Raw genomic sequence first — 15,570 nt, 5'->3', positions numbered from 1 at the left:
AGGAGATCGCGGCGAGAGCGGCTCAGCCCCAGACGCTCGGAGCCTTCACGCGCACGGGCGGGAGGGCGGATGCCGCGGCCCAGTCGTGCACCCAGGCGTCGATCTCCGGCACGCCGTCGGGCTTGCCGACCGCAGCGAAGAGCTCTTCGTTGCTGACGGTGCCCCCGGTGCGACGCAGCATCCGGGCGCGCACGATCGCCCGGGCGTAGACCTCGCCGTCGACCACGGCCCGGTGCTCCAGGAAGAGGGCCTTGTCGTCGTGTCCGATGAAGCGCGACTGCACCTCGAACCGCTGCCAGAGCTGCAGCGACTTGCGGAACGTGACCGTCTCGCTGGAGACGACCGCGTACCAGCCGCGGTCTTTCATGGCGTCGAACAGTCCGGTGCGGATCAGCTGGTCCCAGCGCCCGAGGTCGAACAGCGACAGGTAGCGACCGTTGTTCATATGGCGCAGGATGTCGAGGTCCGTCGGCAGCGTCGTCAGGGTGATGCTGCCCACCGCCGTCGGGTCGAGGGTCTTCCCCCGTCGCACGCGGCGGCGAGCGCCGAGGATCACCAGAAGGGTCCGCCAGATCACGTTCACGAGGATCGATCGTAGCCAGACGCGCACGAATCACGAACATCGTTGTGCGAACCCTCCATCCCGTGACGCCCCGTCTCCGCGGGTCTCCGCTCGATTTCCTGTTCGCGGACGCCGCGCGTAGAGTCACGAACATGAGCGCCGAAGCCCAGCCTGAAGTCATCGTCCGTCCGGTCCGTGATGTGGATGCGGAAGCCCTCGGTCGCGTGCACGCCCAGTGCTGGCACGAGACCTACGACCACCTGATCAGCAAGGCAGCGCTCGAGAAGGTCTCGCCGCGGCGGATGGCCGAGCTCTGGACGCACTGGGCCTCGCAAGGCCCCGACTTCAAGATGAACGCTGCGCTCGTCGACGGCGAGATCGTCGGCTTCGTCGGTTCGGGACCGGCCCGCGACAAGGATGCTCCGGCGTTCCGCGAGCTCTACTTCATCTACCTGCTCGACGCCTGGCACTCGACCGGCATCGGCCAGAAGCTGTTCGACGCCGCCGTCGAGAAGGACGAGCCGCTGTACCTGTGGGTCGCGGAGGACAACCCCCGTGCGCACCGCTTCTACACGCGCAACGGCTTCCACCTCGACGGCGCATCGCACACCGAGCCGTTCCTCGGTGAGACGCTGACCGAGGTCCGCTTCGTCCGACCCTGACGCGGCGCGCCCGTGCGGGATCGATTTCGCACCTCGCACGTCCCTCGCAGGCACGTTCTTGATCCCGCATGCACCACACTTCGATCCTCGTCGGACTCACCGGTGGCATCGCTGCGGGCAAGAGCACCGTCGCTCGTGAACTGACGGCCCTCGGTGCGCGCATCGTCGACGGCGATGCGGCAGCACGTGACGTCGTCGATCCTCGGACGCCCGGCGGGGCTGCGCTCGTGCGTTCGATCGCCGAACTGCTCGACACCGACGTGCTCGCCGCGGACGGCACCCTCGACCGCGCCGTGGTGAGCGCACGAGTCTTCAGCGACGCCGACCTCCTCCGTCAGTACAACGCGCTGCTGCGCCCGGCGATCCTCTCCGAAGTCGGGGCGAGGATCGAACGCGCCCGGCGGACACCTGGTGTCGTCGTCCATGAGATCCCGTTGCTGAGTCGCACGACGGCGCCGCTGCCGTGGACCTACGACCTGATCGTGACGGTCGAGGCAGCGGAGGACCTTCGGCTCCGGCGCCTGCAGGACGGACGCGGATACGCCCCCGCCGAAGCGGAGCGCCGCATCCGCGCTCAGGGTGAGGAAGTCGATCGGATCGCGATCGCCGACGTCGTCGTGCGCACGGACGGCACCCTCGAAGAGACGCGGAGCGCGACCGCATCGCTGTGGGAGCGTCTCACCGCAGATCGTCCACCGCGGTGACGATCTCGACGAGTGACCGTTCGACGTCGTCCTGGGCGTAGCCGAGCAGCGCCGTCTCGGCGGGGTCGGTGTCGTAGGAGATCACCGCACCACGACCCTGGACGATGAACCGATCGGGGAGGAACGGATGCTCCTGGTCTCGCTCCTCGATCACGCTCCCGCTCCCGCTCCCGCTCCCTGCAGCGTCCGCGAGCAGCTGGAAATACTCGCGGTAGGTGAGATTGCGATCCCCGATCAGATAGGCGCGACCCGCCTCTCCCCCATCGAGCGCGCCCTGCACGGCCTGTGAGAGCGAGCGCACCGACATGTAGTTCGTGCCCCCAGGAGGAGCGAACAGTTCTGGATCGGCGAGTTCCCCGCGCGTCCACGCGATCATGCGTGCGAAGCGACGCATCCCGCGCTCATCGGCACCCACGATCGACGGCGGGTTCAGCGTCATCGCCGCGAAGCCGTCACCGCTCAACGCCCGCGTGCGCTCATCCGCATCCCGGCGAGCGGCGACATACGGGATGCGCGCCGTCCATTCCGGATGCAGATGGTGATAGTAGCTGCCGACCTGCACGAAGCGTCCGACACCCGCAGCCTTGGCCTGCGCGGCGAACTGCGGCACACCGACACTCTGCGTGCGCGCCCAGAACGCATCGTCCTCTTGTTCAGCGGGAACATGACGGATGTCGTTGCCGGCCGCGAACACGATCGCGTCGAAGCCCTCCAGCATCCGCGGCGACGTCCCGGGATCCGTGTAGTCCCCCTGGAGCCGCGGCATGCCCTGCACCGCGCGCGGATCTCGGTCCGATGGATCCCGACGCGCCATCACGGTGACGTCGTCGCCTCGGGCGGCGAGGTCGGCGGCGACGTGGCTGCCGATCATCCCGGTCGCTCCGACCACCAGCACCCGGCTCATGCGAACACCGCCCGGCCGTCGGAGATCACGGGTACGCCATCGCGTCGGAGTTCGAAATCGCCGTCGGGCCATGATTCGACCTCGAGCGTGTCGCCGGGGAGCACCGGCCCGCTGAAACGGCCCTGCAGCGCGGTCAGGTCAGCCGGATGCGCCCGCTGCTCCGTGGCGAGCACCAAGGTGGTCGAGGCGAGGGTGCACAGCCCCTGCAGGATCGGCCTCGGCTGCCCTATGCGAGCCGACGCCTCCGGATCGATGTGGATATGGTGCCGGTCACCGGTCAGGCGGTACAGGGCTGCCTGCGTCGGGAAGGTCCGGACCACGGCGCCGATGCCCGCAGGACGTGTCACGGGCGCAGTCCGCGACGCACCGCGCTCTCCGCCGAAGCCGCCGAGACCGGGGGCGAACAGCGACCACGTGGCGGTGAATTCCTCGCACTCGACGATCACGTCGAAGATCGCCGCCGAGCCCTTGTCCCAGACTTCGCCGACCCGGCCCGAAAGTCGCAGCGCACCGGTGCGGGGCAGTGGCCGACGCACCTCGAGCGTCTGCGAACCGTGCACGGCCCGGTCGTCGAACGCGCCGGCGCCGGCGAGGACATCGGGTGCCCATTGCGCAAGCGTGAGGCCGAACGTCGGCAGCACCCGCAGCCGGTCTTCGAAGACGAGGTCGAGGTCGGTGGCCTGCGCGCCGACGGCGAGCGCATAGAGGATGACGTCCTTCTCGTCGTACCCGATGGTCCGCTCGCCGAGGTCGCGCCCTGCCCAGTCCGCCGCGCTCATGCGCCGTACACCGCCTCGGGCGCGGTGCCTTCGGTGACGAGCGCCCGGACGGCATCGCCGACCTCCGCCGCCGACCAGCGTCGATCGAGTTCGCGGACTGCGCCGTGTCGCCATCCCTCTTCGAGGCAGATACGGCCGCCCTCGACTTCGATCACACGGCCACTGATCGTGCAGTCGGCACTCGCGAGCCACGCCACCACCGGCGAGACGTTCGCAGGATCCATCCGGTCGAAGCCGCCATCCGGTGCGGCCATCGCGTCGGCGAAGGGCCCCTCGGTCATCCGCGTGCGCGCGGAGGGGGCGATCGCGTTGACGGCGACGCCGTAGCGTCCGAGTTCAGCCGCGGCGACGAGGGTGAGAGAAGCGATGCCGCCCTTGGCAGCCGAGTACGCCGCCTGCCCGATGCTGCCTTGAAGGCCGGCTCCCGAGGAGGTGTTGATGACACGCGCGAGGGGCTGCCGTCCTGCCTTGGATTCCGCACGCCAGTATGCGCTGGCGTGGCGAAGCGGGGCGAAATGGCCCTTCAGATGCACGCGGATGACCGCGTCCCATTCGTCTTCGCCGGCATTGACGAGCATCCGGTCACGCACGAATCCGGCGTTGTTGACGAGGATGTCGAGACGGCCGAAGGTGGACACGGCTTGCTCGACGAGCTCTGCGGCTTGGCCGAAGTCCGCGATGTCGGCGCCGTTGGCCACGGCGTCGCCGCCCGCAGCACGGATGATCTCCACGACCTCCTGCGCCGGACCGACCGAGACTCCGGCACCGTCCAACGTCGTGCCGAGGTCGTTGACCACGACCGCGGCACCCTGCCGAGCGAGTTCGAGAGCGTGCTCGCGACCGAGGCCGCGCCCCGCCCCGGTGACGATGGCGACGCGGCCTTCGAGGATTCCTGCCATGAGTCGACTCTCCTTTGAGGCTGTGGCTGCTGCGGACCGCTCTGAGAGCGGTGGATGCACCCGATGCTACCAACCAAGCAATTGCTAGGGCAAATGTCCACAAGGGGTTACCCTGCAAACCAAGCAAGTGCTAGGGTGCCTTGAGCAAACGTTAGGTTAGGTGTCCGATGACGATCACTTCCACCCTGCATCCTGACGGTGTCCGCACCGTCACGATGGACTATCCGCCGGTGAACGCGCTGCCCGTGGCCGGGTGGTTCGATGTCGCCGCGGCGATGCGCGAAGCCACAGCCGATGCCGAGACACGCGTCGTGATCCTGCGGGCGGAAGGGCGGGGCTTCAACGCCGGCGTCGACATCAAGGAGATGCAACGCATCGAAGGCTTCTCCGGCATCCTCGGCGCGAACCGCGGTTGCTACGAGGCCTTCAAGGCGATCTATGAGTGCGCGGTGCCCGTGATCTCGGCGGTCAACGGCTTCTGCCTGGGCGGCGGTGTCGGGCTCGTCGGCAACAGTGATGTGATCGTCGCCTCCGATGACGCCACCTTCGGTGTCCCCGAAGTCGACCGGGGCGCACTCGGCGCAGCGACTCATCTGTCACGACTCGTGCCGCAACACATGCTGCGCTCGATGTATTACACGAGCCGCACCGTCACGGCGCGACGGCTGGAGGAGTTCGGCTCCGTCGCCGCCGTCGTGCCGCGCGACGAGCTCGACGCCACCGCCCTCGCCCTCGCCCAGGAGATCGCCGCCAAGGACCCGCGCGTCATTCGTGCGGCCAAGGAGGCGCTGAACGGCATCGACCCGATCGACGTCAACCGCAGCTACCGGTTCGAGCAGGGATTCACCTTCGAGCTCAATCTCGCCGGGGTCGCGGACCAGCATCGCGACGCGTTCGTCGCAACCGGCGAGAACCTCTCGACATGAGCGTCGTGGCCTCCTCTCCCACGGAGGTCGCATCGTTGATCCACGACGACATGACGATCGGGATCGGCGGATGGGGCTCCCGTCGCAAACCGATGGCCCTCGTGCGACAGATCGTGCGCTCCGGCGCTCGCCGACTGCGCATCGTCAGCTTCGGCGGCCCCGACGTCGGCATCCTCTGCGCCACCGGGCAGGCCGCCGAGATCGTGCACGGCTTCGTGTCACTCGACAGCATCCCGATCGACCCGCACTTCGCGTCCGCGCGCCAGTCCGGCGCGGTGCGCAATGTCGAGTACGACGAGGGGATGCTGGTCGCCGGACTCCGTGCCGCCTCCCGCAGGCTCCCCTTCGAGGTCACCCGTTCCGGGGCGGGCTCGGACGCCGTGACCCGCAATCCCGATATCCGCACGGTCACCTCGCCGTACGCCGACGCCGAGGTGCTGGTGGCGATGCCTGCCGTGCCCCTCGACCTCGCGCTGCTGCACCTCGACCGCGCGGACGCGTCGGGGACAGCCGTGTGCCTCGGCCCCGACCTCTACTTCGACGACCTCCTCGCGGGGGCGGCGGCGCGGACCGTGGTCAGCGTGGAAGCCGTGGTCGACACGGCCGATCTGGTCGTCGACGCCGGGCCCACGGCCTCGGTCCTCGACCGCACGCTCACCACCCTGGTCGTCGTGTCACCCGGAGGCTCGGGGTTCACCGCCCACCCGCCGCACACCGCAAGGGACGAGCATCTCCAGCGTGCGTACGCGGAGTCCGCCGCTTCCCCCGCCGCGTGGGCCGACTTCCGTGCCCGGTTCATCGACGTCGATGACGATGCGTACCGCGCCTCGGTCGCGGCCTTCCACACGAGGCCGTCGTCATGACCGCCACCCGCGCCGAGGTCGCCGCGGTGGCCTGCAGCGACCTGTTCCGCGGCGCCGGGACGATCCTCGCCAGCACCGTCGGCATCGTCCCCACGATCGGCGCTCGGTTGGCGCGCCTGACCCACGCACCCGACCTGCTCCTCAGCGACGGCGAAGCGACGCTGTACGCCGACACACCCGCCGTGGACGAGCCGTTCCGCGAACCCGAGGCGCCCTTCGCCTACGCACGTCTGTTCGAGTTGATCGCCCGAGGCCGCCGTCACGTCGTCATGGGCGCCGCACAGATCGACCGGCAGGGCGACCAGAACCTGTCCGCTATCGGCGACCGCGACCATCCGAGCCGGCAAATGCTGGGCGCACGGGCCGCGGCGACGAACACGGTGAACCACGCCACCAGCTACTGGATCGCCCGGCACAGCCCCCGCGTGTTCGTGGAACGGGTCGACGTCGTCACCGGCGTCGGACCCACCCGCGCACGAGCCGCCGGTGCCGACCGGTTCCAGGACCTGCGGCGGATCGTCACCGACCTCGCCGTGCTCGACTTCACCGGGCCCGCCGGCACCGTCGCGCTCGTGAGCCTGCATCCCGGTGTCGCGCTCGATCAGGTGACGGCGGCCACCGGCTTCCCCGTGCACATCCCCGCCGACGTCCCCGAGACCCGGCTCCCGACCGACGAGGAGCTCCGCCTCGTGCGCGAGCGACTGGACCCCCGCGGACTCCGCGACCGAGAGGTGACCGCATCATGACCACACCCCCACAGCTGTCCACAGCGCTCACCCGAGTCACGGGCGTCGATCATCCCATCGTGCAGACCGGCATGGGCTGGGTCGCCGGCGCCCGACTGGTCTCCGCCACCGCACAGGCCGGCGCCCTCGGCATCCTCGCCTCGGCGACCATGACGTACGACGAGCTCGAACGGCAGATCATCGAGGTCGCCGAACGCACCGACCATCCGTTCGGCGTGAACCTGCGGGCGGATGCCGGCGACGCGGCGGAGCGTGTCGAACTCCTCATCCGTCACGGTGTCAAGGTGGCGAGCTTCGCCCTCGCACCCCGTCGCGAACTCATCGAGCGACTCAAGGAGAACGGCGTGGTGGTGATCCCCTCGATCGGCGCGGTGCGCCATGCGGAGAAGGTCGCCGCATGGGGCGCGGATGCGGTGATGGTGCAAGGCGGCGAGGGCGGCGGCCACACCGGTGCGGTGCCGACGTCGATCCTGCTGCCCTCCGTGGTCGCCGCGGTCGACATCCCGGTGATCGCGGCCGGTGGCTTCCACGACGGAAGGGGCCTCGCTGCCGCGCTCGCCTATGGAGCCGCTGGCGTCGGAATGGGCACGAGGTTCTTGCTCACGAGCGACAGCGCGGTGCCCGAGGCGATCAAGCAGCGCTACCTCGGCTTCGGGCTCGACGGCACGGTCGTCACCACCAAGGCCGACGGGATGCCACACCGGCTGCTGCGCACCGAGTTCGTCGAGGACCTCGAAGGCCGCGGCGGACTGCGCCGACTCGGCCCGACGCTGCGACGCTCCCTGGAGTTCAAGAGGATGTCGGGGCTGAGCTGGCCGCAGATGGTCAAGGACGCGGTGTCGATGAAGAAGGCGACCGGTCGTTCCTGGGCACAGATGACACTCGCTGCGAACACCCCGATGCTCCTCAAGGCCGGCCTCGTCGAGGGCGACACCCGAGCCGGGATGCTCGCGGCGGGCCAGGTGGTCGGCATGATCGACGACCTGCCCAGCTGTGAGGAGCTCGTCGATCGGGTGGTGCGCGACGCCGTCACCCACCTCCGCACCGCTGCGTCCTGTCTCCTCGACTGAGGCCTCCCCCGGGCTTCGATCGCCGAGACCCCTCTCACGCGCCGAGACCCCTCTCCGCCGGCGTCGGCAGAGAGGGGTCTCGGCGGGACCTGGGGGTCTCGGCGTCGTTCAGAGGCGCTCGATGATCGTGGCGTTCGCCAGGCCACCGCCCTCGCACATGACCTGCATGCCGTAGCGTCCGCCGGTACGCTCCAGCTCGTTCAGCAAGGTGGTCATGAGCCGGGTGCCGGTCGCACCGATCGGGTGCCCGAGCGCGATGCCGCCACCGTTGACGTTGAGCTTCTCGCGCGGCACCCCGGTCTCCTGCAACCAGGCGAGCACGACGGACGCGAACGCCTCGTTCACCTCGAACAGATCGATGTCGTCGAGCGACATCCCGGAACGCTCCATGGCGTAGTGCGTCGCGGGGATCGGAGCCGTGAGCATGAAGACGGGGCTGTCGCCACGCACCGACATGTGGTGGATGCGCGCCCGTGGCGTGAGGCCATGGTCCTTGACCGCCTGCGCGCTCGCGACGAGCACCGCACTGGAGGCGTCACTGATCTGTGACGCGACCGCAGCCGTCAACCGCCCGCCCGGGGTGAGCGTCTGGAGCCCCGCCATGCGCTCGAGCGAGGTGTCGCGGCGCACACCCTCGTCGTGGTCGAGGCCGTTCAGCGGCGCGATCTCGTTCACGAACCGCCCCTCGTCCTGGGCCACGGCGGCGCGCTGGTGGCTCTCCAGGGCGAACTGCTCCATCTCCTCCCGAGAGATGTCCCACTTCTCGGCGATCATCTCGGCACCCACGAACTGAGAGATCTCCTGGTCGGGGTATCGGGCCTGCCAGCCCGGCGACTCGGCGAACGGTGTCGTGAAGCCATAGGCCTCACCCGCGACCATGGCCGAGGAGATCGGCAGCTGAGACATGTTCTGCAGGCCGCCCGCGATGACCAGGTCGTTCACTCCGCTCATCACGGCCTGCGCGGCGAAGTGCACCGCCTGCTGACTCGACCCGCACTGTCGATCGATCGTGACCCCCGGCACATGCTCGGGAAAACCTGCGACCAGCACGGCTGAACGACCGACGTTGCCGGACTGACCGCCGATCGTGTCGGTCGCACCGATGATGACGTCATCGAGCGCACCGGGGTCGATGCCGGTGCGCTCGACCAGCGCCCGCAGACTGTGCGCCCCGAGGTCGGCCGGATGGATGCCCGAGAGCGAGCCGCCGCGCTTGCCGACCGGCGAGCGGACCGCGTCGACGATGTATGCCTCTGCCATGTTCTTCCTTCTCTCTGAACTCACGCGTGCTGACTGCTGACGGCGACGACCTCGCCGGTCATGTAAGAGGAGTATGCGCTCGCGAGGAACACCATGACGTTGGCGACCTCCCAGGGTTCCGCCGCCCGCCCGAACGCTTCTCGGGCCTTGAGCTCTTCGAGCAGCTCGGGCGAGGTGACCTTCTCCAAGAACGGATGCATCGCCAGACTCGGCGAGACCGCGTTGACGCGGATTCCGTGCGGGGCGAGGTCCATCGCAGCGCTGCGGGTCAGCGCCATCACCCCGGCCTTCGCGGCGGCGTAGTGTGCCTGCTCGACCTGCGCCCGCCAGCCGATGACCGAGGCGTTGTTCACGATGACTCCAGCCGTGCCTGCCGCGACCATACGCCGACCCACGGCACGGATGCACCGGAAGGTACCGGTGAGCGTCACGTCGAGCACCTTGTCCCACTGCTCGTCGGTCATGTCGAGGATCGGCACCGAGCCGCCGAGCCCCGCGTTGTTGATCATGACGTCGATGGGGCCGCCGTCTTCCGCGAGGTCGAGGAACGCCGTGATCTGCTCCTCGACGGTCACATCGCACACGGCCGTGCGCACCCGATCCGCCCCGAATCGATCACCGAGCTCCTGCTGCGTCTCGGCGAGGCGACCGGCATGCGTGTCGCCGAGGACGACGAGCGCCGCCCCTTCCTCCAGGCAGCGGATTGCCGCGGCCTGGCCGATGCCGGCGCCGGCGGCGGCCGTGATGACGACACGCTTCCCGGTCAGCAGTCCGTGGCCAGGAACGTACTCGGGTGCGGTGGGGATCATGGGCGGGCCTCTCGGGGCAGGCCGAGCATACGCTCAGCGATGACGTTGCGCTGGATCTCGTCCGAGCCGCCGTAGATCGTGTCGGAACGGCTGAACAGGAAAAGCGTCTGGAGGTCGTCGAGCGCATAGTCCGCACCGACGAGGAGGGAAGCGGGACCGGCGATCTCCATCGCGAGCTCGCCGAGCGAGCGGTGCCAGTTGGACCACAGCAGCTTCGTGACCGAAGCACCGTCGCCCTGCTCGCCGCCGAGCGCGCGCAGGGCGTGCTGTCGGATCACTTCGAGGTCCATCCTCGCCCGGACCAGCCGGTCGCGGAGCACGGCGTCGTCGATCGCACCGGTGCGCGTGGCCAGGTCGATCACCGCATCCAGCTCGCGGCGGAACGCGATCTGCTGGGCCAGGGTCGACACGCCCCGCTCGAAGCCGAGCGTCGCCATCGCGACTTTGAAACCGTTGCCCTCACCACCCACGACGAGGTCGGCGGCGGTGCGGGCATCGTCGAAGAACACCTCGTTGAACTCGCTGGTGGCGGTCAGCTGCAGGATCGGGCGCACCTCGACGCCGGGCTGATCCATCGGCACCAGCAGGTACGACAGCCCCTGATGGCGGGTGGAGCCGGGTTCGGTGCGTGCGATCACGAAGCACCAGTCGGCGTGCTGGGCGAGCGAGGTCCACACCTTCTGCCCGGTGATCGACCATTCGTCGCCCACGCGTTGCGCCTTGGTGGACACCGCGGCGAGGTCGGAACCGGCACCCGGCTCGGAGTATCCCTGGCACCACAGCTCTTCGACGGCGACGATGCCGGGCAGGAACCGGGCCTGCTGCTCGGCGGTCCCGTGAGCGATGAGGGTCGGTCCGAGCAGTTCTTCGCCGAGGTGGTTCACCCGCGCCGGCGCATCCGCCCTGGCGTACTCCTCGTGGAAGATGACCTGCTGCGCGATGCTGAGTCCGCGCCCGCCGTGCTCGACGGGCCAGGCGACGCACGTCCAGCCTGCGGACGCCATGTGGCGGTTCCATTCCAGCCGCGCCTCGAAGTCCTCGTGCTCCCGTCCGGATCCCCCGCGGCCGCGCAGGTCGGCGAAGCGGCCGGTGAGGTTCTCGTCCAGCCAACCGCGGATCTCGGCGCGGAACCGCTCATCCGCGTCGTGCTGCGTCGCGTCCATCGGTGCTCCTCATCGAGTCATGGTCTTCGGCATGCCGTTCACGTATAGTATCAATAAACCAAGCGATTGTTTGGTTGATCGCTGGAGTTCAGAGAGGAACCCGTCATGACCGTCGAATCCGCCGACGCCGTGGTCACCTACGAGGTGCGCGGGGCGACCGCGATCATCCGCTTGAACCGCCCTCAGTATCGCAACGCACAGAACTCCCGGGTCACCTACGCGCTCGACGCCGCCTTCACCCGCGCCGTCGACGACGACTCCGTCAAGGTCATCGTGCTCGGCGGCAACGGCAGACACTTCTGCGCGGGCCACGACATCGGCACACCCGAGCGCGACATCGACCAGAGCTTCGAGCGCAAGGCCGTCATCTGGTGGGACCACGTGGGCGCTCAGGGCGTCGATTCCCGCTTCGCGCGCGAGTCGGAGGTGTACCTCGGCATGTGTCGGCGCTGGCGCGAGATCCCGAAACCCGTGATCGCGATGGTGCAGGGCGCCTGCATCGCCGGCGGCCTCATGCTCGCGTGGTCGTGCGACTTCATCGTCGCCGCAGACGACGCGTTCTTCCAGGACCCTGTCGTGGCGATGGGCATACCGGGAGTCGAGTTCTTCGCGCACCCCTGGGTGACCAACCCCCGCGCAGCCAAGGAGATGCTCTACACCGGCGACCGGATGCCGGCCTCGCGTGCGCACGAGCTCGGAATGGTGAACCACGTCGTCCCGCTCGAGGAGTTGGAGGAGAGGACGCTCGAGATCGCGGAACGTATCGGACGAATGCCACGGCTCGGACTCGCACTGACCAAGAAGGCCGTCAACCAGGCCGAGGATCTGCAGGGCATGCGCGCCGGAATGGACTCGGTGTTCGGGCTGCATCACGCCGCCCATGCGCACAACGCCGAGGTCGGCGGAGACTCCCTCGGCGGGGTCGATGTCCGATCGATCAAGGCCGACGCCGCACGCGGAGGAGAGAAGTGAACCTCGATCTGACTCCGGAGCAGGAGGCGTTCGCCGCGGAGGCGCGCGCCTGGCTCGACGTGCATGTGCCGAAGAGCCCTCTGCCCTCGATGGACACCGAGGCCGGGTTCGCCGCGCACCGCGAGTGGGAGGCCACGCTCGCTGCCGGTCGATGGTCGGTCGTGTCCTGGCCGGAGCGGTACGGCGGTCGCGATGCGGGAATCACCGAATGGGTGCTGTTCGAGGAGGAGTACTACCGCGCCGGTGCGCCGACCCGCGTCGCGCAGAACGGGATCTCACTCCTCGCACCGATCCTGTTCGAACACGGGACCCCTGCGCAGCACGAACGGTTCCTGAGACCGATGACCGACGGATCGCTGATCTGGGCGCAGGCCTGGTCGGAGCCGGGCGCCGGCAGCGACCTCGCCGCGATCCGCAGCACCGCACGCCGCGACGACGCCCGTGGAGGGTGGGTGCTCAACGGCCAGAAGATCTGGAGCTCGCGGGCGGTGTGGGCCGATCGCGGCTTCGGGCTCTTCCGCTCCGACCCCGAAGCGCAGCGGCATCACGGGCTCACCTATTTCCTGTTCCCGATGGACGCCGAGGGCATCACCGTGCGGGCGATCGCACAGCTCGACGGCACGACCGGATTCGCGGAGATCTTCTTCGACGACGTGTTCGTACCCGATGCCGACGTGCTGGGCGCTCCGGGCGACGGCTGGCGCGTGGCGATGAGCACGGCCGGGAACGAGCGCGGGCTCTCACTGCGCGCCCCCGGACGCTTCCTTGCGGCGACCGACCGCCTGATCGCACTGCAGTCCGAGCGTGGAGCACCGACGGAAGATGATGCCGTCGTCGACTCGTGGATCGGCGCCGAGGCCTACCGGCTCTTCACGTGGCAGACCGTCAGCACGCTGCTCGAAGGAGGGACCGTGGGCGCGGAGGGCAGCGTCAACAAGGTGTTCTGGTCCGAGCTCGACGTGCACATCCACGAGACGGCGCTGCGCATCCTCGGCCCGGAGGGTGAGCTGCGGGGTGCCTCCGCGGTCGACGGCGGGCGCTGGGTCGACGACTACCAGTTCTCCCTCGCCGGCCCCATCTACGCCGGAACGAACGAGGTCCAGCGCAACATCATCGCGGAGCGGATCCTCGGGCTCCCCCGCGGCGGAGACGGAAGGCGCGCATGATGCGGTTCCTGCCCACGGAAGAACAGCTCGCATTCGCAGAGGCGATCGACGAGATCGTCGAGGGGAGCGGCGGCGCGGACGTCGCACGCAGCTGGGCTGACGGCGACACCGCCCCGGGCCTCGCTCTCTGGGAGCAGTTCGCCGAACTGGGCCTGCTCGGCCTGCGCGTCAGCGAGGAGACGGGTGGCTTCGGCGGCACGCTGAGCGATCTCGTGGTCGTGTTCGAGCGACTGGGGTACCACGGCGTTCCCGGCCCGTACCTCGAGACGGTCGCCCTGCTTCCCGGGCTGGTGGACGACGACACCAGGAGCGAACTCGCCGCCGGTGCGCTCGCGACGGCAGCGGTCGACGGCACAGCTCCCGCCGCGCTCGACGCTGCCCTCGCCTCACACCGATATCTCGTGCGCGACGGCGCACTGCACCACGGCGTGGCCGGAGACGAGCTGACTTCGGTCGCACCGACTCGGCGGCTCGCACGGCTCACTCCGACCGGCGACGCCGTGCCGCTCGGTCCCGGTGCGCTGGACGCAGCGCTCAACGAGGCGAGTCTCGCCGCTGCGGCGACCCTGGTCGGTGCCGGGGAGCGGATGCTGGCGGAAGCGGTGTCGTACGCGAAGGTGCGCGAGCAGTTCGGTCGCCCGATCGGCGAGTTCCAGGCACTCAAACACCAGCTGGCGGATGTGCGCATCGCGCTGAGCTTCGCGCGGCCGCTGGTGTGGAATGCCGCGCTCCGTGCCGATGAGCCCGATGAGGACCGGGCGATCTCCGCCGCGAAGGTCGCCGCCGGCGATGCGGCCGTGCTCGCTGCGCGAACCTCGTTGCAGGTGCATGGTGCGATCGGCTACACCGCCGAGCACTCGCTGCGGATCTGGCTCGGCCTCGCCCCCGCACTGAGCGCGGCCTGGGGTACTCCCGAGTTCCACCGGGCGCGCATCGCCCGCGATATCCTCCCGAAGGAGCGGTGATGTCGTTCGAACCCGACGAAGACCAACAGGAGCTCGTCGCTCTCGTACGCGGCCTCCTGAACCAGCGTGCAGACAGCGCGGCGAACCGGCGCGCACTGGAGAGCGCGGAGCGCTTCGACGTCGGCCTGTGGCGTCTGCTCTGCGAAGAGATCGGCATCGCCGGCATGGCGATCCCCGAGGAGTTCGGCGGGGCCGGGTTCACTCTGCGGGAAGCGCAGCTCGTCCTCGAGGAGATCGGATACTCCCTCGCCCCCTCTCCCTATCTCGGCTCGGTCGCGATCGCCGCGCAGGCGATCCTCGCGACGGGCGACGTGGATGCTGCTGCACGACTCCTGCCCGGCATCGCGGAGGGATCCTCCTCGGCAGCGCTCGCCTGGGCCGCCCCCGACGGACGCTTCGCCCCCGACCGCGTCGACCTCCGCGCCGAGGACGGCGATGGCTGGAGACTCAGCGGCACGTGCGGGTTCGTGCTCGACGGCGCCCTCGCCGATGTGCTGCTCGTGATCGCGCAGACGAGGGAAGGCCCGCGGCTGTTCGAGGTGCTCGACCCTGCGGCCGTGGTGCGCGAGGATACGCCGGCCATGGACCCGACGCTCCGGCTGGCCAGCCTGCGTTTCGACGCTGTCGCGGCACGGCCACTCGGCGCCTCTGAGCCGGCGATCGGAGAGTCCCTGCGCGCGCTGGCTCTGACGGCGATCAGCGCTGTACAGGCAGGCACCGCCGCCCGAGCGCTCGACGAGACCGTGGCCTACGCCAAGCAAAGGGTGCAGTTCGGCCGCGCCATCGGCTCGTTCCAGGCGATCAAACACCGCCTGGCTGACATGCACGTCCGAGTCGAGATCGCGCGCACCGCGTCGCGTGCCGCCTCCGATGCCCTCACGACCGGCGCGGCCGACCGGTACCAACTCGCGGCCATAGCCAAGGCCATCTGCTCCGAAGCACTGGCCCATGTCGCGGCGGAGACCATTCAGCTGCACGGCGGCATCGCGATCACGTGGGAGCACGACGCCCACCTGATCTTCAAGCGCGCCCATTCCCTCGGTCAGCTCTTCGGCACCGCGCGGGAAGAGCGCGAGCGCGCCACGAGCTGGGCACTCGGCTGCGGCTGAGATCGAGTCGG

The 15,570-nt window shown here is 69.3% G+C and carries 17 protein-coding genes; 10 read left to right on the top strand and 7 right to left on the bottom strand.

The annotated features are described in order from the left end of the window. Nucleotides 1-22: 22 nt before the first annotated feature. Nucleotides 23-583, bottom strand: coding sequence for an acyl-CoA thioesterase (locus LVJ59_RS12870; protein ID WP_047523568.1), 561 nt, complete (start codon nt 581-583; stop codon nt 23-25). Nucleotides 584-714: 131 nt separating this feature from the next. Here LVJ59_RS12870 and LVJ59_RS12865 point away from each other — a divergent pair, with 131 nt between their 5' ends. Both LVJ59_RS12865 and coaE read left to right on the top strand, forming a co-directional pair. Beyond that, nucleotides 715-1,224: a GNAT family N-acetyltransferase gene (locus LVJ59_RS12865; protein WP_165875492.1), complete on the top strand. Its 510-nt coding sequence runs from the start codon at nt 715-717 to the stop codon at nt 1,222-1,224. A 68-nt stretch (nt 1,225-1,292) separates the two neighbouring features. Continuing rightward, nucleotides 1,293-1,928, top strand: coding sequence for a dephospho-CoA kinase (gene coaE, locus LVJ59_RS12860; protein ID WP_232763359.1), 636 nt, complete (start codon nt 1,293-1,295; stop codon nt 1,926-1,928). Here the strand turns inward: coaE and LVJ59_RS12855 are convergent. From LVJ59_RS12855 to LVJ59_RS12845, 3 genes are read right to left on the bottom strand one after another with little or no spacing between them, the layout of a single operon-like run. Beyond that, nucleotides 1,903-2,832: an NAD(P)-dependent oxidoreductase gene (locus LVJ59_RS12855; RefSeq protein ID WP_232763358.1), complete on the bottom strand. Its 930-nt coding sequence runs from the start codon at nt 2,830-2,832 to the stop codon at nt 1,903-1,905. The genes coaE and LVJ59_RS12855 overlap by 26 nt on opposite strands. After that, nucleotides 2,829-3,611: a MaoC/PaaZ C-terminal domain-containing protein gene (locus LVJ59_RS12850; protein WP_232763357.1), complete on the bottom strand. Its 783-nt coding sequence runs from the start codon at nt 3,609-3,611 to the stop codon at nt 2,829-2,831. Before LVJ59_RS12850 ends, LVJ59_RS12855 begins: the two co-directional genes overlap by 4 nt. Then, the gene (locus LVJ59_RS12845; RefSeq protein WP_047523538.1) at nt 3,608-4,510 is read right to left on the bottom strand and encodes an SDR family oxidoreductase; all 903 of its coding nucleotides are present in this window, start codon (nt 4,508-4,510) and stop codon (nt 3,608-3,610) included. The genes LVJ59_RS12850 and LVJ59_RS12845 overlap by 4 nt, the downstream gene beginning before the upstream one ends. A 167-nt stretch (nt 4,511-4,677) precedes the next feature. Here LVJ59_RS12845 and LVJ59_RS12840 point away from each other — a divergent pair, with 167 nt between their 5' ends. From LVJ59_RS12840 to LVJ59_RS12825, 4 genes are read left to right on the top strand one after another with little or no spacing between them, the layout of a single operon-like run. Continuing rightward, nucleotides 4,678-5,436 carry an enoyl-CoA hydratase family protein gene (locus LVJ59_RS12840; RefSeq protein ID WP_047523536.1) on the top strand — a complete coding sequence of 253 codons (759 nt, stop codon included), beginning with the start codon at nt 4,678-4,680 and terminating at the stop codon, nt 5,434-5,436. Then, on the top strand, nt 5,433-6,299 hold the full coding sequence (locus LVJ59_RS12835) for a CoA transferase subunit A (protein WP_232763356.1): 867 nt from the start codon (nt 5,433-5,435) through the stop codon (nt 6,297-6,299). Before LVJ59_RS12840 ends, LVJ59_RS12835 begins: the two co-directional genes overlap by 4 nt. Beyond that, nucleotides 6,296-7,045, top strand: coding sequence for a CoA-transferase subunit beta (locus LVJ59_RS12830; RefSeq protein WP_232763355.1), 750 nt, complete (start codon nt 6,296-6,298; stop codon nt 7,043-7,045). The genes LVJ59_RS12835 and LVJ59_RS12830 overlap by 4 nt, the downstream gene beginning before the upstream one ends. Continuing rightward, nucleotides 7,042-8,115, top strand: a complete 1,074-nt coding sequence (locus tag LVJ59_RS12825) for a nitronate monooxygenase family protein (RefSeq protein ID WP_232763354.1) — start codon at nt 7,042-7,044, stop codon at nt 8,113-8,115. The genes LVJ59_RS12830 and LVJ59_RS12825 overlap by 4 nt, the downstream gene beginning before the upstream one ends. A gap of 108 nt (nt 8,116-8,223) precedes the next feature. Here LVJ59_RS12825 and LVJ59_RS12820 read toward each other — a convergent pair whose 3' ends face one another. Genes LVJ59_RS12820 through LVJ59_RS12810 form a run of 3 tightly spaced genes read right to left on the bottom strand, consistent with a single transcriptional unit; the run spans nt 8,224 to nt 11,347 of the window. Further along, nucleotides 8,224-9,375 carry an acetyl-CoA C-acetyltransferase gene (locus LVJ59_RS12820; RefSeq protein ID WP_047523522.1) on the bottom strand — a complete coding sequence of 384 codons (1,152 nt, stop codon included), beginning with the start codon at nt 9,373-9,375 and terminating at the stop codon, nt 8,224-8,226. A gap of 20 nt (nt 9,376-9,395) precedes the next feature. Next, a complete protein-coding gene (locus tag LVJ59_RS12815) occupies nt 9,396-10,184 on the bottom strand; it encodes an SDR family oxidoreductase (RefSeq protein WP_047523520.1) in 789 nt (262 codons plus the stop codon). Beyond that, complete coding sequence (locus LVJ59_RS12810; protein WP_232763353.1) at nt 10,181-11,347, bottom strand: acyl-CoA dehydrogenase family protein; 1,167 nt, start codon at nt 11,345-11,347, stop codon at nt 10,181-10,183. Before LVJ59_RS12810 ends, LVJ59_RS12815 begins: the two co-directional genes overlap by 4 nt. Nucleotides 11,348-11,452: 105 nt before the next feature. Between LVJ59_RS12810 and LVJ59_RS12805 the strand changes: the two genes are divergently transcribed. The 4 genes from LVJ59_RS12805 to LVJ59_RS12790 are packed head-to-tail and all read left to right on the top strand — an operon-like array spanning nt 11,453 to nt 15,559. Then, on the top strand, nt 11,453-12,319 hold the full coding sequence (locus LVJ59_RS12805) for an enoyl-CoA hydratase (protein WP_047523516.1): 867 nt from the start codon (nt 11,453-11,455) through the stop codon (nt 12,317-12,319). Further along, complete coding sequence (locus LVJ59_RS12800; RefSeq protein ID WP_232763352.1) at nt 12,316-13,485, top strand: acyl-CoA dehydrogenase family protein; 1,170 nt, start codon at nt 12,316-12,318, stop codon at nt 13,483-13,485. The genes LVJ59_RS12805 and LVJ59_RS12800 overlap by 4 nt, the downstream gene beginning before the upstream one ends. Further along, nucleotides 13,482-14,450 (top strand): acyl-CoA dehydrogenase, encoded by a 969-nt coding sequence (locus LVJ59_RS12795; protein WP_232763351.1) that lies wholly within the window; start codon nt 13,482-13,484, stop codon nt 14,448-14,450. The genes LVJ59_RS12800 and LVJ59_RS12795 overlap by 4 nt, the downstream gene beginning before the upstream one ends. Then, on the top strand, nt 14,450-15,559 hold the full coding sequence (locus LVJ59_RS12790) for an acyl-CoA dehydrogenase family protein (protein ID WP_232763350.1): 1,110 nt from the start codon (nt 14,450-14,452) through the stop codon (nt 15,557-15,559). The genes LVJ59_RS12795 and LVJ59_RS12790 overlap by 1 nt, the downstream gene beginning before the upstream one ends. The last annotated feature ends 11 nt before the right edge of the window (nt 15,560-15,570 follow it).

It is taken from the genome of Microbacterium sp. KKR3/1 (genome assembly GCF_021272365.1).
GTDB classification, from domain to species: Bacteria; Actinomycetota; Actinomycetes; order Actinomycetales; family Microbacteriaceae; genus Microbacterium; species Microbacterium aurugineum.
The sequence above is the reverse complement of the archived record's forward strand: the minus strand, read 5'-3'. Positions and strand labels throughout refer to the sequence as shown.